Origin of the sequence: Marinomonas polaris DSM 16579 (assembly GCF_900129155.1) — a bacterium.
Taxonomy (GTDB): Bacteria; Pseudomonadota; Gammaproteobacteria; order Pseudomonadales; family Marinomonadaceae; genus Marinomonas; species Marinomonas polaris.
The window spans coordinates 268122-289978 of the sequence record NZ_FQVF01000003.1 but is presented as its reverse complement, the minus strand read 5'-3'; the positions used below and the strand labels follow the sequence as shown (position 1 = coordinate 289978).

At 42.3% G+C, this 21857-nt stretch carries 15 protein-coding genes; 8 read left to right on the top strand and 7 right to left on the bottom strand.

Annotated features, from left to right (window positions below):
- The first annotated feature begins 49 nt into the window (after positions 1–49).
- Entirely contained in the window at positions 50–1342 is a 1293-nt protein-coding gene (locus BUA59_RS03380) for an NAD(P)/FAD-dependent oxidoreductase (RefSeq protein ID WP_072838311.1), read from the top strand.
- A gap of 105 nt (positions 1343–1447) precedes the next feature.
- Here BUA59_RS03380 and BUA59_RS03375 read toward each other — a convergent pair whose 3' ends face one another.
- From BUA59_RS03375 to BUA59_RS03355, 5 genes are all read right to left on the bottom strand, one after another.
- Positions 1448–2233: a cyclase family protein gene (locus tag BUA59_RS03375; protein WP_072838310.1), complete on the bottom strand. Its 786-nt coding sequence runs from the start codon at positions 2231–2233 to the stop codon at positions 1448–1450.
- A gap of 266 nt (positions 2234–2499) precedes the next feature.
- Positions 2500–4155, bottom strand: coding sequence for a GMC family oxidoreductase (locus BUA59_RS03370; protein ID WP_245813086.1), 1656 nt, complete (start codon positions 4153–4155; stop codon positions 2500–2502).
- A gap of 99 nt (positions 4156–4254) precedes the next feature.
- Positions 4255–5646: an aldehyde dehydrogenase family protein gene (locus BUA59_RS03365; protein WP_139248829.1), complete on the bottom strand. Its 1392-nt coding sequence runs from the start codon at positions 5644–5646 to the stop codon at positions 4255–4257.
- Between the two features lie 119 nt (positions 5647–5765).
- Positions 5766–6686 (bottom strand): helix-turn-helix domain-containing protein, encoded by a 921-nt coding sequence (locus BUA59_RS03360; RefSeq protein WP_072838308.1) that lies wholly within the window; start codon positions 6684–6686, stop codon positions 5766–5768.
- A gap of 281 nt (positions 6687–6967) precedes the next feature.
- On the bottom strand, positions 6968–8884 hold the full coding sequence (locus BUA59_RS03355) for an FAD-binding monooxygenase (protein ID WP_072838307.1): 1917 nt from the start codon (positions 8882–8884) through the stop codon (positions 6968–6970).
- A gap of 137 nt (positions 8885–9021) precedes the next feature.
- Between BUA59_RS03355 and BUA59_RS03350 the strand changes: the two genes are divergently transcribed.
- Positions 9022–9945, top strand: a complete 924-nt coding sequence (locus tag BUA59_RS03350; RefSeq protein WP_072838306.1) for a LysR family transcriptional regulator — start codon at positions 9022–9024, stop codon at positions 9943–9945.
- Between the two features lie 5 nt (positions 9946–9950).
- Here the strand turns inward: BUA59_RS03350 and BUA59_RS03345 are convergent, their stop codons facing one another.
- Positions 9951–10721, bottom strand: a complete 771-nt coding sequence (locus BUA59_RS03345) for a M90 family metallopeptidase (protein WP_072838305.1) — start codon at positions 10719–10721, stop codon at positions 9951–9953.
- Between the two features lie 281 nt (positions 10722–11002).
- Here BUA59_RS03345 and BUA59_RS03340 point away from each other — a divergent pair, with 281 nt between their 5' ends.
- Together BUA59_RS03340 and mdoH are read left to right on the top strand one after the other, a co-directional pair.
- On the top strand, positions 11003–12610 hold the full coding sequence (locus tag BUA59_RS03340) for a glucan biosynthesis protein G (protein ID WP_245813085.1): 1608 nt from the start codon (positions 11003–11005) through the stop codon (positions 12608–12610).
- A gap of 2 nt (positions 12611–12612) precedes the next feature.
- Complete coding sequence (mdoH, locus tag BUA59_RS03335) at positions 12613–14763, top strand: glucans biosynthesis glucosyltransferase MdoH (protein WP_072838304.1); 2151 nt, start codon at positions 12613–12615, stop codon at positions 14761–14763.
- 60 nt (positions 14764–14823) lie between these two features.
- Here the strand turns inward: mdoH and BUA59_RS03330 are convergent, their stop codons facing one another.
- Complete coding sequence (locus BUA59_RS03330) at positions 14824–15306, bottom strand: Lrp/AsnC family transcriptional regulator (RefSeq protein ID WP_072838303.1); 483 nt, start codon at positions 15304–15306, stop codon at positions 14824–14826.
- Positions 15307–15465: 159 nt separating this feature from the next.
- Between BUA59_RS03330 and BUA59_RS03325 the strand changes: the two genes are divergently transcribed.
- The 4 genes from BUA59_RS03325 (at position 15466) to BUA59_RS03310 (ending at position 21853) form a co-directional block, all read left to right on the top strand.
- Positions 15466–17571 (top strand): alpha-ketoacid dehydrogenase subunit alpha/beta, encoded by a 2106-nt coding sequence (locus BUA59_RS03325; RefSeq protein ID WP_139248828.1) that lies wholly within the window; start codon positions 15466–15468, stop codon positions 17569–17571.
- Between the two features lie 10 nt (positions 17572–17581).
- Positions 17582–18835 carry a 2-oxo acid dehydrogenase subunit E2 gene (locus BUA59_RS03320; RefSeq protein ID WP_072838302.1) on the top strand — a complete coding sequence of 418 codons (1254 nt, stop codon included), beginning with the start codon at positions 17582–17584 and terminating at the stop codon, positions 18833–18835.
- Between the two features lie 477 nt (positions 18836–19312).
- Positions 19313–20626 (top strand): four-carbon acid sugar kinase family protein, encoded by a 1314-nt coding sequence (locus tag BUA59_RS03315; RefSeq protein ID WP_072838301.1) that lies wholly within the window; start codon positions 19313–19315, stop codon positions 20624–20626.
- Positions 20627–21853 (top strand): ribulose-bisphosphate carboxylase large subunit family protein, encoded by a 1227-nt coding sequence (locus tag BUA59_RS03310; RefSeq protein WP_072838300.1) that lies wholly within the window; start codon positions 20627–20629, stop codon positions 21851–21853.
- Positions 21854–21857 lie beyond the last annotated feature (4 nt).

The window sequence follows — 21857 nt, the reverse complement described above, 5'->3', positions numbered from 1 at the left end:
GGGAGGTTAGAACGAACTTTAACCTTTCTATGCCTTCAGGAAAAAAGTTATGACAAAAACACTCGAAAAGGTTGAGACTCCAGATCAACTTCCTGATTCAACTCGCGTTGTTATCATTGGAGGTGGCATTGTTGGAGTGACTGCCGCTCTTGCTTTAGCTGAACGAAATATACCTGTTGTGCTTTTGGATAAAGGTCATATTGCTGGCGAACAATCTTCACGCAATTTAGGCTGGATTCGTAAAACTAACCGTCACTTACATGATGTTCCCTTGGCGCAAGCTGCTGATAAACTCTGGGCTGAGATGCCAAGTCGAGTCGGGCGTGATGTCGGTTATAAACAAGCTGGCATTATGTTTCTAGCGAAAACAGAAGCACAACTTGAGATGCATAATAGCTGGTTGAAGTCTGTAGAATCGCTTTCATTGGATTCTAGAATGGTGACTCCTCAAGAGATTGATGAATTGGCTCCGGGCGGAAAAGGTAACTGGCTTGGCGGTATTTATACCCCTTCAGATGGTAATGCCGAACCTTCAATTGCCGCTTCAGCTATTGCTAATGCCGCGATTGAAAAGGGGGCTGTTATCGTTCAGCAGTGTGCTGTTCGAACTTTGTCGACCGAAGGTGGAAAAATCAGCGGAGTCGTTACTGAAAAAGGTGAAATTCGCTGCGAACAAGTTTTGCTAGCGGGTGGCGCTTGGTCAAGACGCTTCTTAGGTAACCTTGGTATTTCATTCCCAACACTTCCTTTAATTTGTTCAGTTCTGCGTACCAAACCAATGGAAGGCCCTACCAATATTGCCATTGGTGGCCCAGACTTCTCTTTCCGTAAACACCAAGATGGCGGTTATATCATTACGCAACGGGGGAAATTGGATGCTCCGATTACACTTGATCATATGTTGATCGGTCATAAATATCTTGATCAGCTTCGTACTCAGCGTAGTTTTCTGAATGTCTCAATGGGAAGTTATTTCTTCAAGGATTTAGGGTTATCTCGCCGCTGGAATGGAAAAAGTTGTACGCCTTTCGAAAAAATCAGAACGAATGACCCTCAATTTAATGCTGACTTGAATCAGCAGGCTTTAAACAATCTTAGACAGGCTTGGCCTATTTTTGAAAAAGCAGAAATTGCTGAAGCATGGGCTGGAATTATTGATGTCACACCTGACTCAAATCCGGTGATTGATCATGTTAAATCCATACCGGGTTTGACTGTCGCAACAGGTTTTTCAGGGCATGGTTTTGGAACAGGGCCAGCGGCAGGGCAATTAGCGGCAGACCTAATCTCAAACATGGAGCCTATTATTGACCCAACTCCTTATCGGTTTGAACGACTTTAGGAAAGATACGAAAAGAACAAGTCTCTTTTATGGACCGTTATTAAAGAAAAATAGAATGCTCTAAACTGAGCATTCTATTTTAGTATGATTAAATCTAATTTCTAGTTAATCAAAAATAGCGACAGCACGGATGAAACCGGCGGAACCATTTTTGATCTTGTAAGGGAAGCAAGACACCATAAAACCGTTGGCAGGTAAGCTTTCTAGGTTAGACAGTTTTTCCATTTGGCCATAGCCAATATCTCGACCAGCTTTATGGCCTTCCCAAATGATGGATGCATCACCCGATTCAGCGAACTTTTCACGAGTGTATTTGAATGGCGCATCCCAGCTCCATGCGTCGGTCCCGACCACACGAACGCCTCGCTCTAATAAATACATGGTGGCTTCACGTCCCATCCCTACGCCAGCCTCTAAATAGCCCGCTTCACCGTATATAGCGCCAGCACGAGTATTTACCAATACGATATCGAGTGGTTGTAGCTCGTGTTTAATGCGCTTTAGCTCTGCTTCTACTTCTGCGGCAGTAATGATATGGCCATCAGGGAAATTGCGAAAATCCAATTTTACCCCTGCTTGTAAACACCAATCTAAAGGTAACCTGTCAATGCCATAAGCGGGTTTTCCGCCATCGGTTGTGGACGCATAATGCCAAGGAGCGTCCATATGAGTGCCATTATGGGCGCTCATCACCATTTTTTCGACGGCCCAAGCCTCGTTACCTGGCATGTCTTCTTTTTTAAGACCTGGGAACATACCCGCCATTTCAGGCCAGCCTTGTTGGTGATCGGTGTAATCAATTTTAGGTAATAGCGGTGGTGGATCGGTATAGGGGTTGTTATCTAAGGTAACGGATAAGTCGACAATACGTCGGGTGCTGGATGGTTTCATGTATCTATACCTCTTTTTATTATTGTGTCGTAGCCAAATGACAGCTATTCAATTTTTATCATTCAATAGTAAGGAAAAAAGGCAGTATCATTAAGTTGATAATAGCGATGTTATCTGTCGATATTATCAACTTGACTTTTAGATGTTTTTTATGGAATTGATCAGATTCTAGTTTGATTTTGACTTAAAAGCCGTATTTAGATTTATGCTCTAAATACGGCTTTGGGGTGGTTCGACGACTTATATTGGTGATAGCTTAAATGAGTTTAACCCGCTTTAATCATATCGGCAGCTTTCTCTGCGACCATAATAACAGGTGCATTTGTATTGCCAGCCATGACATAAGGGAATATAGAGGCGTCTGCTACTCTTAGTCCTTTGATGCCTTTTACTCTTAATTGAGGATCTACAACCGACATTGCATCAATACCCATTTTACAAGAGCCATTTTGGTGGTGGTAAGATAATACTGCCGAACGCGCATATTCAGCCAGCTGCTCGTCCGTTTGAACGGATGGTCCAGGATAAATTTCTCGTCCTCTCCATTCATCTAGTGCAGGCTGTGAGTTGATTTCCCGCATTTGTTTAATTGATTGGACTAGAATATCTACATCATTCTTCGTTTGTAGAACCTGAGGATCGATGTTCATTTCATCTTCGGGATCGGATGAGCGCAGAGTGATGCTGCCACGAGATGTTGGTCGAACTCCTGCTGCACACAAAGAATATGCGTTCATTGTTGGTTTTTCTTGTTCTGGTGCGTAGTAGGGAACATGAAAAAATAGTGGCTGCATATCAGGTCCAGGTAGGCTTTCTTTTGATTTTACGAAGCAATGTCCATGAAGAATCTGGATTGACATGTCTGTTGGTGGCGGTATTTCTTTTGCTCCTTCATAAATTACAGGGCATAGGGTGTGATCGTGTAAATTTTTACCTACACCAGGTAGGTTAACTTTTACTGCAATCCCAAGCTTTTCAAGTTCTTGCTTTGGACCTATTCCAGAGAGCATTAAAATACGTGGACTCTCAATTGCCCCACCACATACTATGACTTCTTTTTTAGCAGAGACGGTTTGTTTCTTACCTTCCTGCATATAGGTTACACCTGTCGCTCTGCCTTTCTCTATCTCTACTTTATGAACTCGAGCATTGGTTATTAGTGCCAAGTTTTGACGTTCAAGAGCAGGGCGTAAAAATGCGACTGCAGTTGAATCACGTTTCCCATTCCTAGTATTAAGGTCGGTAAATGCAACCCCTTCTTGAGAAGCTCCATTGGTATCATGGTTATAGGCTAATCCTGCTTGTTGAGCAGCTTCTATAATTGCTTTTGTAACAGGGTGGGGTGTGAATTCGCTAGTAACATGAAGTAGACCACCTACACCATGGTAGTGGTTTTCTCCACCAGAAAAATCTTCTGATTTTTTAAAGTAGGGCAAAATCGAGTCGTAGTCCCAACCGGTACAACCGAATTCGCTTGCCCACTGGTTATAATCTGAGGCGTTACCTCGTACATAAATCATGCCATTTAGAGAAGAGGAGCCACCGAGTACTTTCCCCCTTGGCCAATAAAGTGAACGACCATGGGCATGTTCTTGTGGCACCGTTGAATAGCCCCAATCGTAAACTGTCCCCCATAGCTCTATTAAACGCATGGGAGTAGATATTTTTTCACTATTGTCAGGTCCGCCAGCTTCTATAAGGAGTACGCTAGCGCCGTTTTCCGTTAATCTATTTGCAAGTACGCATCCTGCGGAGCCTGCTCCACAAATGATGTAATCATATGAATTCTCAGCAGCATTAGCCAAATTAATACTAGCTCCTAAAAGGCCACCACCTAGAGCTAATACTCCAGATGCCACCATAGTATGCCCAATAAAGCTGCGTCGAGATAAATCGATTTTTTTTGTTTTTTTATCCGTCATAATTAACTCACTATTATTTAGTAGACTATTTCAGGGGAATGGTTCTCATATAGTGTTATGACTGAGGCCATTCCAATTTTGAGCATTGACTAGTAAGAATTAGCTAAAAATAACTTGAATATCGGTATATTCAATTAAGCCTTCATCTGAAAACTCTACACCGATACCAGATGATTTAACGCCTCCGAAGGGGGCATTCGGTTGAATAGCACCATGCTTATTAATCCAAACTGAGCCGCATTCTAATCGGTTAGCAATGCTTTTCGCCGCTTCGATATTTGATGACCAAATAGACCCACCTAAGCCATTAGGTGAGTCATTGGCAAGACGAATCGCTTCATCTAGATTGGAATACTTTACAATAGGTAATACTGGTCCGAATTGTTCCTCATCAACCAAAGAATCTCCATTTTTCAAATCGGAAATAATTGTTGGAGGGTAGAAAAGACCTTTTCCAGGCTCGCCTCCTAATAGCACCTTTCCTTGCTCTTTGGCTTCTGAAATCAAGCGTGAAACTTTATCAAACTGTGCTTTATTTTGGATTGGGCCTAATATGCTTGATTCATTCATACCGTCACCAACGGGTATTTTTTTAGCAAATTCAACAAGCGATTCACATACAGCGTCATACACTGACTCATGAACATATAGTCGCTTCATTGCAGCACAGGTTTGTCCATTGTTAATAAACGCCCCCCAGAATAAGCCTTCTGCAATGGCATTAGGATCGACATCCGGTAAAACAATGCCAGCATCATTACCACCTAGCTCTAAGGTGAGTCTTTTCATACTGTCGGCAGCGGACTTCATTACTTTTTTGCCTGTTGCACATGAGCCAGTGAAAACAATTTTTCTTATATCAGGGTGTGCAGACATTGCTGCGCCTAAGTTGAATTCTTTATCGTCACCTGTTACGACATTAACAACACCGGGAGGTAATACTTCCTGCATTATTTCTATTAGACGAATTGTAGATAGAGGGGTATTTGGTGAGGGTTTAATCACAACAGTATTACCTGTTCTTAGTGCCGGTATTACATGCCAAATTGCGATTAATACAGGAAAGTTCCATGGTGTGATCGAGCCGATAACGCCAAGTGGTTTTCGGTGTAGTTCCACTTTTCCATCTTCGTTGTCTTGTAATACTTTGACGGGAATAGATAGATTAGATGTATATCCAGCCCAAGCTACAGCGGCACCTATCTCCCAGCGAGAACCTAAACCATTTAATGGTTTTCCTTGTTCAAGGGTTATTAGTTTTGCCAGTTCTTCGGAGTGATCTTCTATTTTCTTAGTTATTGCAAGGCATCTCTCTTTAAGTTCGTCATCAGCCAGCGAAGACCAAGATAGGAAAGCGGTTTTAGCGGATTCCACCGCTATATTTAACTCATCATTCCCCATATTTGCAGTATGACCAACAATTTGGCCTGTAGAAGGGTTTAGGACATCGAAACTTGCATCATCTGCTCTATTTGAAATGGAACTGTTCATTATTTTTATTCTCCATAATTGCTCGGTGCGTTAACAAATAACGAGTAACAAGGATGATAAAAAAAATTTAACAGTGGGGACTTGGACTTATCCGACAACACTATTGGACAATTACGTCACTATTGCGTTGACCCCGGTGTTGTATGGTATTTTTTTCTGAATTCGCGATAAAAATAAGATAAATCGTTGAATCCTGAGCTAAGTGCAATATCGGTCACACTTTCATTAAATACCCCTTCTTTTCGTAAACACAGTCTAGTGTGAGCGTGTTCAAGTCTTGTGTTAATAATCCTATGTCTTGGTGTTTCGCCTAAAATTTGAAAGTGCCGTTGTAGGGTTCGTTCAGAAATATTTAAATGATATGCAACATCACGTGGAGAAAAGCTTGAGTTTAAACAGTGTTTATCGATAAGCGCTAACGCTCTTGAAAGTAGCTGTTCGCTTGGCTCTATATGGCTAACATTATATGTGGTGTGAAGGTATGCACTGATTAAACTAAGAAAAGCATCACCTAAAGACTGTTGGTGCGTATCGTCAGATGTAATCATTTTTCTCAAGACAGAATGTATTGCCAACCAGAGTGGGTCATCTCGCGATATGCTAATGCCACCATAGCCAATATTGCCAAAGCGATGCATCGCTTCATCTCGAGGAATGTGAAAGGATATTTGGCGAGATCTGTTATTGTCATATCGGAATGATGATGGTTTCACTGAATCGACAAGAAACATATCGCCTGGACGCAATTTTGTTATATTTTCTTCTTGTTGGACTTGGCTGCACCCTAAGTCTTGCACTAAAAGGAAAAAGTATTCTCCAGGGTCTTGGCGTATGGCTTTTTTATCCCTTTTTATTTGAACAGAATTAATGTCTACAATTGCTGTATCAAAAGCCCCGAAGCGTTTGGTAGTTACTCCTCCATCAATCATACCTGTTCTTGACTTGGGTTCGACATCAAATTGTCCGCACACTTTACGGATTTCTGAGGTGAAAATTTCTACTGGTAACAGGTTATGATGAGATTGAATAAGTGGTTCCATCTAGACCTCATTGAATTCATATATTTTTATTTTTAGAAATTTATTTTTGAACTCCACTTACAAAAATGTAGCACAATAAGATACATAAAATGAAACTATTAGTATTTTATCGTATCCTATTGGCTGTTGTTTATACTGGTATCAGCATGAGAAATATTTTGTCTACATAATATTACTGTATAGGCCTACCAGTGTTTATGCTTACTGCTTTCCTTAAACAGAGTGTAAATCAAGAAAGCCGAACTATTGTCCGGCTTTTTGTTTCTGCTTAAATTCCTAGACTAGGAAGCTATGTTAAGTAATACCTTCTCAAAGAAGCTTGTTAAACCATCTTGATCGTCTAATGGCAAAACATCAGCAACATATTGGTCAGGTCGAACGATGATGATGCAGCCGTTTCTCTTGTCAATTCCTCGTTTGTCATAGAACGAGTTCTCTTCACAAAGAGCGCTGTAGACTTTTTCATAATCCTTTAACCCGTGGCAGCCTTTTGATGGCTGTAAAAGCGAATGAATATCGGCTACTTCTATTTCCCGATGAGGCACTTGGAAGACAGCTTGCACATTGATTATGGCATCGATATCTGCATCTTTTGGTGTAAAACGCTGGATAGGGGATGACGGATTGTTTTGTAAAAACTCGCATAGCGCTTTAACTTTGCAAGTATCGCTCATGAAGTTTTGCTCTCCTGCAAAGGCGAGAATGTGCCAACGACCATCGGCTTTCATGCTGTGACCAAGGTGTACTGGTTTCGCATCAGCATGGCGAGTCACTTTGGCAGAATGAAAACGCATACCAATGGTTTGCCCTGTTGCTAAACCTTGATGTTGTCCAGATGATACCAAGTCTGACTGCGGATAGTGAATTGCGGTACCAGCGGTGAAGCGACCAAATTGAACAAAGTATTGCTGAAAGGCGGTTGGATCAACACCATCCGGATTGGTCGCAGATTTAGGTTTGGCGCTGAACATTTTCGAAAACTCGCGATCGAAATCGATTAATTGCTGAGCCACAGTTTGTCTTTCGAAAGAATAAGACTGCAGTAATTCTGAATTTGCTCTTCCTGTTAGTACATGGGCAAGTTTCCAGCCCAAATTCCATGTGTCATTGACCGAAGTATTCAGTCCTTGTCCCGCTTTTGGGCTGTGAGTGTGACAAGCGTCGCCAGCTAAAAATACATGAGGTAATCGACCATCTTCGGCGTCATCAAACGCGGTAGTAAGCCGTTGGCCGATTTCATACACGCTCCACCAAGCGATTTCTTTCACCTCGATGGAGTACGGATGCATGATGCGGTTTGCTGCAGCAATAAGGTAATCGGTTGTGATTGATTGCTTGCTGAGTCGTTCATTATTTTTTAGTTTGTCCAGCTCTATATACAAGCGCACCATGTAACCGCCTTCGCGCGGAATGATCAGCATGTTGCCTTCATTACTGGAATGAATCGCTGATTTTAGGCGAATATCAGGAAAGTCGGTTACTGCCAATACATCCATAACGCCCCATCCTTGATTGATAGAATCGCCGACCAATTCACGGCCAATGGATTTACGTACAGTGCTCCGAGCACCGTCACACCCAACCACGTATTTGGCTTTAACCGTCTCGATCACGCCAAGATGTTGAGAGTCTAAGCGTTCAAACGTCAGTGTCACCGGGTAGTCTGTGACTGTTGGATCGACTTCAAGGTTGAGTAGTTGGCGGGAGTAATGAGGAACGACTTTCCCTGGCCCGTGGCGCATCACATCAAGAAAGGCGTCATGCACTCTGGCTTGGTTGATGATGACATGAGGCATTTCAGATAAGTCATCTTCCACGTCTTGAATTTTGCTACTGCGTGCAATCTGCTCTGGTTGTTCAGTATTAGGTTTCCAAAAAGCGGTTTCGTTTACCCAGTAGGCTTCTTGCTTAATTTGATCTGCGAAGTCATAGGCTTCAAACATTTCCATGGTACGACAAGCAATACCATCAGCTTGACCTACTAATAAACGATCGTCTTTTTGTTCGACAATACAGGTAGAAATAGAGGCAAATTTCGACAACTGCGCGGCGAGATTGAGCCCTGCAGGACCACAACCCACGATCATTACATCTACTTCTGATGGCAGTGGATGTTTTAAAGGCGGAGCGATGACTCGATCTGCAGGGTCTGTAATTTTAGGATCGCCTGGGTGAAAGCCTTGTTGATAAAATTGCATGGATTGTCCTCTTATTATTGTCTGTGGCTGGCTATTAGAAATTAAAATATTTGCTGTCTGGAATAGAAATGACTTTAATGTATTCAAGGTATAAGTAAAAATAGATTTTTATCTCAAGACTAATAGAAAACGCATAGATGAATCCTAACTTATTGAAGCAATTAGCCATCGTTGTGAAGCAGGGCTCTCTTAGTCGAGCTTGTGAGCAGCTGTATATAACTCAGCCAACATTGACGCGTAGTATTCAGCAGTTGGAAATGAGAGTCGGTGCACCAGTGCTTATTCGAACGCGTTATGGCGTACAGCCTACCGAAATTGGTGCAAGATTAGCGCAAATTGGCGAAAGGATTTTGGCTGAAACAGAACAAGGTGAAGAGGTCATTCGACAGTTTCATAGCGGCTATCATAATGAATTTGTGATTGGTATTGATCCGCTTTGGGAATTTGCCACGGTAGAGCAAATGACCGCCTATTTTATGCAAGAAAAGCGTTATGTCTTTCACTTTAGGACGGGCTCCGCGGCCGCCCAGATTGAGTTATTGCAAAAGGGTGAACTCGACTTTTTATTGGCGCCTGCGCACCTTACAGTTAAGCAAGGGGCGCTCGATAGACAGTTGTTGTTTCGAGATCGCTCCGGTGTTTTTGTTGGGAAAAAATCGGCTCTGAGAGGAAGGGATACCGTTATTTCTCAAGAGATTTTGGAGAAGCAACATTGGATAGCGGCAGGAGCAAATGCTGGCTTTCTTGATCGGCCTAGTGAGATTATCGGGCTCAAAGCTGCCAGCATGGCTTTTACGGGAAGTATTCGCTCGGTTTTACACCTTTTAAATACGTCCGATGTATTGGTTCGTCTACCTGCTCGTTTATCCTTAATGACTGGAGCGGTTGAAATCGATCAATTGATCAAGGTGCCAGGACCAAAAGGACCAAGGCGAGACATCGCGCTTTGGTCAAGAGTTGATAATTTGGAGCGCCCTGAGTGCATGAAAGTTCATGAATTGATTCGTGGTTTTATGCAAATACTGGACGACACTGTATCGACATTTGAATTGGACCTGTGACCTAGTCAGGGCGCCGGCTGCTGACGATAAAATTGGCACAGTAGTCGGTAAACATCAGGCATCTCTTTTTTCATCATTTTAGGATCTTCAAAAAAGGTTTCACTGCACACCGCGAAGAACTCGGCAGGGTTGGTTAGTGCATATTCATCCAGTGGTAAGTGTTTGTGATGTTGCCAGTCATTTTGTAGACGTTCAAAGGCTTCGGTGAATATGTCGTGCCATTCCCCGGGCTTCATATCCGGGTGCATCGGCGGTGCGCCATTAGCGCCATCACGAAGCATGTCTAATTTGTGTGCGAACTCATGAATGACCACATTACTGGCTTTGCCATGACGGGCATGAGCGCCCGTTTCTAGGATGGATTCCCACGATAGAATCAACGGTCCTCTCTGCCAAGCTTCGCCGCTTAACCCTCGACCTTCAGCATGTACGACACCATCTTCACTTTGATAAGGATGGTTGGTGATAAAGTCACCTTCGTACAAAATGATGGTTTTGCAGTGGTCGTACCAATCTAAACCGAGATGCAAAATAGGCACGCATGCCATGGTGGCAAGTTTTAGGCACATGGCTTCAGTGAATTGAAATTCGGCACCAGGAGTAACACCTTTACGAGCAAGGAAATGAAAGCTCATATCACGAAGTGTGTCACGTTCAGCGCCTTGGTAACGGTTCATAACGTGCCAATCAGCAATGGCGGATTCCCATTGTTCTATGGTAAATTCCATTGCTTTAATTTGTCTTTTTTCCAGCCAATTATTGAGTTGTTTGAACATGATTTATCTCTATTGAGTACGAAGGCTTCTTTAATATATTGTTCAATATCAGTCGAGTAAGCGCATTTGTACAGCGATGTAGTCGGTTGAGAGATATAGTTTAATGATAATAAGCATCATTAAACTTCCTTAAGCACAATCTCTCCTTAATTCTTATGAATTCCTCCGACTTTGCTGCCTTAATCTCGCGCGAGTTTACTTATATCATGAGTGTCAAATTTATGACGTCATCCTTATGTTGAGGATTGGTTAAGTCCAATTAAGCAACGAGAGAGCTTCTTTTGAAATTATTTTTTACTTCTTTATCTCACATGCGCGCCAATTCGTTTTGGCTTATAAAACGATCTTTATTAACGTCCCTATTAATTAACTTAATAGGTCATGCACAAGCAGAAGAGTCTGATGTTAAGGTGGATTCTGTTCCTGTGGCTGAAAGCGTTCAATTAGAGCAAGAGTCAAAAGGGTATGCTTTTTCAAATCAAACGGTTATTGATTTGGCGAAAGAGTTGGCTCAATCTCCAATGAAGCCTGCGGAGAAAGCACCGCAAGCACTGACTGATATGGATTATCCTACCTATCGACAAATTAATTTCCAGCAAAACCAAGCGGTTTGGGGAAACACGCCAACAAAATTTTCAGTTCAGCTGTTTGCTCCTGGTTTTATATTTAAAGATTTAGTCTCTATTGATGTCGTGGAAAATGGCCGTGCTTTTCCCTTGAATGTATCGTCAGATTCTTTTACCACACCGAATGCAGAGATTAGTAAGCTGATTTCTCAGGTTGGCAAATATGCCGGATTACGTTTGCATTACCCAATTAATGATGCGAACACGAATGATGAATTTGCTGTTTTTCAAGGTGCTAGTTATTTTCGTGCAGTTTCCAAAGGTCAGTCTTATGGCTTGTCAGCCCGAGGTCTTGCTGTAGATGTTGCCCAGCCAAAGGGTGAAGAGTTCCCAATGTTCAAGCAATTTTGGATTGAACGTCCATCATCAAGCCAAGACGCTATTGTTGTTCATGCTTTATTGGACAGTAAGAGTGTTACTGGAGCTTATCGTTTCGGCATCTATCCAGGAAAGCCGACTCGTATCGATGTAAAAGCGACCTTGTTTCCACGAGTTGATTTGAAGAATGTGGGTATTGCTCCGTTGACATCGATGTTCATGTACAACAGCTCACTGGATGTTTCTGATGTTCCTGATTACCGTCCCGCTGTCCACGATTCTGATGGTTTACAGATTTTAACCGGTAAAGATGAGATGCTTTGGCGACCTCTGAATAACCCAAAATCACTGCAAGTTAGCGCCTTTAGTGATACCTCGCCAAAAGGCTTTGGCCTGATCCAACGTCATCGTAAGTTTGAAGATTATCAGGATTTAGAAGCCAGCTATCACACACGTCCTTCTGCTTGGATTAAACCGATGAATGATTGGGGGGCTGGGCACGTTGAACTAGTAGAGATTCCGTCAAATTCTGAGACCAATGACAACATCGTTGCGTATTGGCAGCCTAAAGATGGCCTTAAAAAAGACCAATCATATACTTATCAATATTTGATGACTTGGTCTAACGACACGCCTGTTTCATTGGATTACCCTCGTGTTGTTCGCAGTGCCAAAGGCGTGAAGCTCTTTAAGACAAACCCAGAAGTAGTGATTGATTTCAATAAAATGCCGGATGTTAATATTGACGATCTGACTATTGATGCCAGCATTAGTAAAGGAAAAATACTCGAAGCGATAGCCGTCAAAAACCCCCATAAAAATGGTGTTCGTGTTTACGTCTCTTTTGACCCACAAGATGTGGATTTGGCAGAGCTAAGAATTCAACTTAAACAGGGAGATACTGCCGTTGCTCCTACTTGGCTGTATCGTTGGATGAAGGAATAATCATGTTAAAGGATAGCGCAACAAAATTAGCATTGCCGCAAGCTTCGCCTTTGGATATGCCGCGTCATACCGTTGATGAAGCTCCCCAAGCTCGTAAGAAAAGATTGCAAGGTTTTGCCGTTACGACATTTCTTTCGCGCTTGTTTGTTTTATTAAGCACTGCTGGATTGTCTTGGTATGGTGCCACTGAAATGTACAGTGTGCTGAATACTAATGCTATTGCTGGTTTGCAGTGGGTGTTCTTGGTTTTATTTTGTATTAACTTTACGTGGATTTCTTTTGCGTTCTCACAAGCAACGCTTGGCTTGATTTTCCAGCTGTGGCCTTTTTCCCACACTCGTAAAGAACAAGACGTAGAAGGCGTTACGGCCATTTTATTACCTGTTTATAACGAAGATCCTCTACGTATTCGTGCCAATATCCAAGCCATGCATGAAGACCTGATGAAACAGGCTCCGGGCAAATTTGCGTTCTTCATTCTTAGTGATACTAACAGAGCGGATGCCTGGATTGCCGAGGAACAAGCGTTTCGTCCTTTGCTAAATGATGATGCTACGGCTTGCCCAATTTATTACCGTCGTCGTTACAACAATGCCGAGCGTAAAGCTGGCAACATTGCTGAGTGGGTGACAGGTTACGGCGGCGATTATGAATGCATGATTGTGTTGGATGCCGACAGTTTGATGGGGGCGGATTGCCTTATTTCTCTGACTCGTCGTATGGCAGCCGAACCAGGTTTGGGCTTGATTCAAACTTTACCAACCATCATTCGTGCGAACACTTTATATAGCCGTATTCAACAGTTTGCCAACCATTGTTTTGGCCCTATTTATGCTTCTGGTTTGGCGGCGTGGCATGGTTATTCTTCTAACTTTTGGGGACATAACGCCATTATTCGTACCAAAGCATTTGCCGATGCTTGTGGCTTGCCAGTATTAGAAGGTAAAGCGCCTTTCGGTGGTCATGTGATGAGCCATGATTTCATGGAGGCCGCGTTATTGCGTCGTGCTGGTTGGGGCGTGCGTTTCGATACGGATTTGAAAGCGTCTTACGAAGAAGCACCACCGTCGCTGGTGGATGTGATTGTGCGTGATCGCCGTTGGTGTCAGGGCAACTTGCAGCACAAAGCCTTTGTGTTTGCTAGAGGTTTTCACTTTGCGACTCGCTTACATTTGATGTCTGGCATCATGTCATACCTGAGTGCTGTTTTCTGGTTGATGTTGATCGTGGTGGGTTTTGCCTTGGCGGTTCAGGCGTATTTTGTCCGTCCTGAGTATTTTGCTAATCCATCGTTATTTCCAACATGGCCGGTGTTTGATTTCGAAAAAGCGCGTTCTTTGTTCGTCTTGTCCATGGCCTTGGTGCTAGCCCCTAAAGTGTATGGCTGGTTGTCAGCGATGTTGAACTTTCGCCGATGCATGCAATTTGGTGGACCGATATTACTGACCTTAAGTACCTTGGTAGAGACCGTGCTGTCAGCGTTGTATGCACCTATTTTGATGTTGTCTCAATTTCAAGTGGTTTACGATGTTTTTAAAGGTCGCGACAGTGGCTGGAAACCTCAGTCTCGTGATGACGGCGCAACTTCATGGAAAGTCGCTGCTCGTGCGCACTGTAGTCATACTTTATTGGGCTTAGGATTGGCGAGTGGGGCGCTATTTTTAAGTATCGAGTTGTTCTATTGGTCTTTGCCAATTAGCTTTGGTTTGATTTTGTCTATTCCATTATCTTGGATCAGTGGCGGTGCAAAACGTGGCAATGTGATTCATTACTTGGGTCTTATGCGCGCACCAGAAGAAAAGCGTCCGCACCCAATTATTAACATGCAAAGTCACTATGATGAAGCGCAAAGCGAGCTAGATTTTGATGGCGCTTTGTCTTCTTTAAAACGTTTGTCATCTGATGCGACACTTTTTTATTGGCACCTTGCTCAAATGCCAATAGATGAACCAAACAAAGAATTTTGTCGCGCGTGGATTTGTGCCGAATGGCAAATCCTTAACAGTAACAATATTCAAAGCCTGTTAGATCATCTCAGTGAAAAAGAGTGTCTCGCTATTTTGCAACACCGTGAACTTATGGTAGCAATGGAGAAATACTTGCCAGAAGATAAGCGTATGAGCAAACAGATAGAAGAGTTTGTGTTGGCTTAAGACTAGACTGCGGCGCAAAGAGAGGTTAATAAATGTTTCTCTTTGCGCCGTTTTTTTATATTACGAGTAGTCACTTAGAGGGAATTCACTTAACGGGAATTCCCTTGTTATTTTTGGCTGTCTCATTGAAAACATGGTGTTTACCGAGCGAACGCCTTTTGCTTGCAAAAGTTGTTTGCTCAAAAGCTCATCATAACTATCTAGGTCTCTGGTGATGATCTTTAGTAGGTAGTCACAATCACCACTGACAGAATGACATTCCTGTATTTCAGGGCAGTTGCGTACGATGGAAAGGAAAGGTTCCAGTGTTTCTGGGTGATGGTTATCCATTGAGACTTGCGCGAAGGCGATCACATTTAAGTTCACCTTCTTCGGATTCAACTCTGCTGTATAGCAATTGATATAGCCTTCTTCTTCTAGGCGTTTTAAGCGTCGCCAGCAAGGTGCGGTTGAAAGGCCAATCTTATCTGCTAAATCTCTATTACTTAAACGACCGTCTTTTTGTAAGGCGGCAAGAATACTGATGTCAAATTTGTCGAGCATGAAAGTGTTTCCATTTTTTGTTATTTGAAGAAACTTTGTTGCTCAGTCTGTCAAAGACTCGGCAATTAAGAAAGATAATTTCGCTGAATCATAGATAAGATTAACTACATCATACTTATAACAATAAAGCTGAAAAGCAGCTGAAGATGGTGTACCTCTATGAATCAATTGCTAGAAAAAAGTAATCACGTCACAAATTTCATACGTCAAAAGCCTGAATTTAATTGGCTTCAAGTTAGTCAATTAATGCTTTTATCTCGTGCTCTGGATCAGATAGAAGAAAAAGAGTTAGTGCCAGAAAAGTTAGTGTTTAACCAGTTTTCTGCTCGTGGACATGATTTTGCTCAGATTATTTTAGGTTCTTTGCTGACACATCCTCACGATGCTGCAAGTGGCTATTATCGTTCTAGACCTTTTGTCATGAGTCTTGGGATCGATTTGGATGAAGTGGTTGCATCGCCTATGGCGAAAGCGGGCGGCTACAGTGATGGTAGAGACATCGGCGTAGTGTGTAACTATCCTAATACCGATAGAAAAGGCGCTATGTTATTCCCTATGTGTGGCGGTGTTGGCGCACAATATTCGCCTATATCTGGTTGGGCGCAATCCATTATTTATCACAAAAATCAGTTGAAGGACTCAAGCTATACGGGTGCTATTGCTGTTTCAATGGGTGGCGATTCCTCCATGTCGACAAGTGGTTTTTGGGCGGCATTAAACATATCAACGACCAACAACTTACCGCATTTATTTTACATTGAAGATAATGGTTATGGCATTTCAGTACCTCAGGAAGTACAAACGCCTGGCGGTGATCAGGTGGCGAATCTTAAAGCCTATAAAAATCTGAAGATTATTGATGGCGACGGAACCGACCCAGAATTGACTCCAGCACTTATAAAAGAAGCTGTCGACTATGTCCGATCTGGGCAAGGCACTTGTTTACTTCGACTAAAAGTCCCGCGTTTATGTGGTCACACATTCCAAGACACTCAAACTTACAAAGATGCTGACTTTATTGCCGATGAGCAATCCAGAGATCCGCTTCCTAAGCTAAAAAGCTATCTATTAAATAATGGCTTAATGACCGCAGATGAATGGCAAGATTTGGAAGACGAAAGTTATCGTAATATCCGTAATGCGGTTGATAAAGCGAAGGAGCGTCAGCAACCTGATCCTGAAAATCTTACACGCTTTGTTTATGCCGAAAAAGATCAGGTTCAGCTTCGGGGTGGATTAGCGGCAAGTGGTCATGTATTTCCAGCTCAAAGCGATCAGACTAAGCCTGAAGGTTCTCGTCTTAACATGCTAACGGCGATCCGCAAGACACTTGATTACGAACTAGAAACGAACCCTAAAGTGGTTGTATTCGGCGAAGATGTTGGACCGAAAGGCGGTGTTCACGGAGCAACGCTTGGTCTGAATGAAAAGTTTGGCGGTAATCGAGTGTTTGATACCAGTTTATCTGAAGAAGGGATTATTGGTCGCTCTGTAGGAATGGCGTTGAGTGGCTTGATGCCAGTGCCAGAAATACAGTTCCGCAAATATGCTGAGCCTGCAGCTGAACAACTTTCTGATACCGGCATTATGCGCTGGCGCACTAATAACCAATTTGCTGCGCCCATGGTTGTAAGAATTCCGGGCGGGTTTGCCCGTCGAGGTGATCCATGGCATTCCATGAGTGACGAAGTGGAGTGGGCGCATAAAGTCGGCTGGCAATTGGCTATGCCTTCAAACGCTGAAGACGCTGTTGGTTTGCTGCGTTTTGCCCTAAGAGACAATAATCCAACTATTTTCTTTGAGCATCGATCTTTATTAGACAATAGCTGGTCGCGTCGTCCATATCCTGGTGATGACTATGTCATCCCATTTGGGAAAGCAAAGACGATTCTATCAGGCACCGCATTAACGGTAGTTTGTTGGGGCGCGATGGTAGAACGCTGTCAAAATGCAGCAACGAGTCTTGATATGAGCATTGAAGTTATTGACCTTCGAACCATTCAGCCATGGGATAAAGAGGCGATACTTGCCTCTGTCGAGAAAACTGGACGTTGTTTGATTGTTCATGAAGATAATAAAACCGCTGGTTTTGGCGCTGAAATTGCGGCGACGTTAGCCGATGAATTGTTCTTTAGTCTTGATGCGCCGATTCAACGATTGACCATGCCTGATATCCCTAATCCTCACAATTTTCTCTTGTTAGAAAAAGCCGTGCCGAGTGAGCAAAAGATCGCTCTCGCCATGAAAAAACTGATTGAAGTGTGAGGAGGAAACGATGAACGAATCAATGACTATTACGCTTCCAGTGGGCGCGTTGGAAGGAACCGCGGCGGTATTTTCTACTTGGTTGGTAGGAGAGGGTGATCAAGTTCGAAAAGGCGATCCCATATTAGAGCTGGAAACCGACAAGGTATCGATGGAAGTGTGTGCTGAAAATGATGGCTCCATTGGAAAAATCTTGGCGACATCGGGTGATAATGTTGATGAAAAGACCATCCTTGGCTACTTAAATTGTGGTGAACAATCAGAGGTAGATAAAGCTTCTGTAGATAAATCATTATCTCCTGTTGCTAATGACGCTTCGCAAAATGCGTCAGTTGTAGAGGTTGCTAAATGCGACGTGGCTGACGATGGCTCAAAACGCCATTTAATTGGACCTGCGGTCAGAAAGTTATTGAGAAAACATAACCTGAACTTGTCCTCTATTGATGGCTCAGGTAAAGGTGGACGTGTTACGCGAGATGATATTTTAGCCTTTATTGATACCCGAGCTGATGAGGATAAAAGTCACTCAAATACTTCTATCCCAGCAGAAAAATCGCATGGTTTAAAAAGTAAGCTGGTTCCTCATACTTCCATGCGCAAGAAAATTGCGAATCATATGGTAGATAGCTTACTGCACACTTCGCCGCATGTGACTAGCGTCTTTGAAATGGATATGGGGCGAATCATAGAGCATAGAAAAATGTGCAAAATGGGCTTTGAAGAAGCGGGTGTAAAGCTGACTTTTACCGCTTATTTCTTGGCCGCCAGTGCTAAGGCAATGCAAAAAGTTCCTGTCGTTAATTCGCGTTTTCATGATGATTGCTTGGAAATATTTGAAGACATTAACATAGGTGTCGGCACAGCGTTAGGTGATGATGGACTGATTGTCCCAGTCGTTAAACAGGTTCAAGAGAAGAACTTGTTTGAAATCGCCTCAGCCCTACAGCAACAAACAGACAAAGCCAGACAAGGTAAATTGGCTGCAGCAGACATGAGAGATGGCACATTTACCATCTCAAATCATGGCGTGAGCGGAAGCCTATTTGCTACGCCGATTATTATCAACCAGCCTCAGGTGGCTATTTTGGGGATCGGGAAACTTGAAAAAAGAGCCGTGGTGGAAGAAGCGAATGGTGAAGACATAATTGTCATCCGACCAAAATGCTACGTGTCTCTTAGTATCGATCATCGAGCCTTGGATGCATATCAGACTAACTTATTTCTGAGTCATTTTGTCGAGGTGATAGAAAACTGGGGGAAATAATGACCTATGACATGGGGCGTTGTGTAGTGATCCCCATGTCATTCTATCGTCTTTTGATGAGCTGCATTTCAACTCTATGTAGTAAGAGGTGTTTCCTTTTCTCATAAAATACATGGGTATATTTTGAGGATTTGAAATCATTTTTACATTCTTTCTAGCATTATCTCTTCTCTTCTCTTCTCTTCTTTAACCACGTTCGTATTTAAGCTTTCTTGCCATTTTTAATGGTATTTAGAGTCCTATTGCATTGCTATAGTTGGTTTTTCTATATTTTTTATGCAAATCTCATGTGAATTTTATGATTGTAAAAAAGATTTTTTTTGATTTGTTTTTGTTTGTATGAAGGTAAATAATCAAAATAATGATTGAATAGATATGATTTTTTGAGTATTTTAAATCATAACAATGACATTGTGCTTAAGGTTTGTTCTTCATCTCTTAGTGGAATTGTCAAAAAATAAGAATAAGGAATTGGTTTTGAACTCAACAGTAGAATTGGCATTTTACGGAGACGATTTCACCGGCTCCACTGATGTACTTGAAAGTCTAAGCTTACGTGGCAAGAAAACGATTCTATTGCTTCGTGTGCCAGAGGGAAATGATGCGGTTAACTTTTCTGATTACGACTGTGTCGGAGTGGCAGGGATAAGTCGAAGCAAAGATCCTGCGTGGATGAGAGCTGAATTACCGAAAGTATATCGTTTTCTAAATTCTTTCGATCCTAAATATATACATTATAAAGTCTGTTCAACTTTCGATTCTAACTTTCATAAAGGTAACTTAGCCGTAGCAACTCAGGTCGGAATTGACGTTTTATCGCCTAGCTGGACATCCATAGTAGTGGGCACTCCAAAAATTAAACGCTACGTGTGCTTTGGTGAGTTGTTTGCTGATTCAAAAGGGGAGACTTATCGCATAGATCGACACCCTGTGATGAGCTGCCATCCAGCAACGCCAATGACAGAAGCGAATCTGGTAAAGCATATGCATCAGTTAGGTGAGGTTGATTGCGCCTCAGTTAATTTGAGTATGTACTCAGACGACTCTGCGGCGACTAAATTACAGCAATTTATTGCTGAGAATAAAGTGGTTATCTTTGATTCTGTTGATTATTCCTCTCAAGCTAAAGTTGGGGCGCTGATTAATGAGCATTGCCAAGAGGGTCTGCACTTTTCTGTTTCTTCATCTGGTTTCGAAGATGCCGTTTATAGCCAAAATAAACTTGTCGAGAATATCAATATCACGCCTAAGTCTAGGATTTTGGCGCTATCCGGTAGTTGTTCTTCTATCACAAGTAGTCAAATTGATTATGCGTTGAGCCATGGTTTCATTCCCGTTGAACTTGATATCGCCAGATTATTGATGCTTGAAAGCAGGTCTCAATATTTAGATGAGATCGTTCAAACCTGTATTGATTTACTTAGTAGTAATAAATCGCCTTTGGTGTATTCCGCTTTGGGTCCTCAGAAAAGCGGTTCAACGACCACTTCTCAAGACGGAGATCTACATTTTGATGAAATGCTTGGTAGTTTCCTTGGTGCTATTGCTTTAGCCGTTACAAAGACGGGTCTTATTGAGCGACTTGCTGTCGCAGGTGGTGATACCTCAGGTTACTGTATTCAAAGTTTAAACTTAGATGCTTTGACGTTTATTGCACCACTTTGCCCAGGTGTTCCTCTATGCAGTGCTCATGCTCAAGACAGTGATATAGATGGGGTAGAGGTGGCTCTTAAAGGTGGGCAAATGGGATCTGAAGATTTCTTTGTTCGATTATGCTCAGGTGGAGAGTAAATGATGGATAGATTTGAGGTTACGTACTTAATTCATAGTTTCATCAGTTTAGCTCAAGTTGCTGAGAAAATTTGTAATGATCAAACAACTGGAACTTTTACGAAAATTCCAGATATCTCAAGCGGTAATGTGGGATGCTTTTCGGCCGAAATTATTTCTGTAGAAGAAAATTTTGTTTCATCATTAAAGCAATATCGTGGCCGTGTGGTTATCTCTTACCCTATTGATTTATGCGGATATGACTTGTCTGCTATTTTCACTATTGCTTGTGGTGGGGTCTCTTCTATTAAGGTGATTGAACGTTTAAAAATAGAAGACATTCAATTCACCGATCAATTTGTTGCTCAATTTCAAGGTCCAAAATTTGGTATTGAAGGTACTTATCGTAAATTGGGAATGTCAGAAGGGCCAGTGATCGGTGGGATCTTAAAACCGAATATTGGTATTACGCCAGAAGACAGTGCAAATCTGGTTGCACAGCTTGTGGCTGCTGACATTGATTTCATCAAAGACGATGAGAAACTACAAAGTCCGCCATACTCTCATGTAAAAGATCGCATCGACGCTATTATGCCTGTTATTGATAATTGGCAGCAAAAAAGCGGTAAGAAAGTCATTTATGCATTTAACATTTGTCATTCAGATATTGGTGAAATTGAACGTAATCATGAGTATTTGAAAAGCAAAGGCGGTGATGCTGCTGTTATAAACGTCAATCAAATAGGTATTTGCGGTTTAGATTCAATTAATAAGTTTAGTGATGTTATTTTGCATGCTCATACTAATGGGCTGGCTTTTAATGAGCGCAGCGATTGGGGGATTTCTTTCAATGTTTGGCAAAAAGTTTGGCGTCTATTAGGCATAGATCATCTTCAAATTAATGGTATTGATGGGAAGTATTGGCAAGGTAATGATTCCGTGATGGAGGCTTATTATGCAATGACTCAACCTCTTGGCCATTTATCTGCAACTTTACCTGTTTTTTGCTCCGGTCAGTGGGGTGGTCAGGTGCCAGAAACCTACAATCGAACAGGTAAATCTACAGAACTAATGTATCTCGGCGGCGGTGGTATACATGGTCACCCATTGGGTGCTCAGGGTGGAGTAAAAGCCATTAGACAAGCTTGGGATTCCTGTATCTCAGATCAAAATATATATGATTATGCCGTGACTCATCCTGAGTTATCGCAGGCATTATCGTATTTTTCTCATAAAGCAAAACAATAAAAGT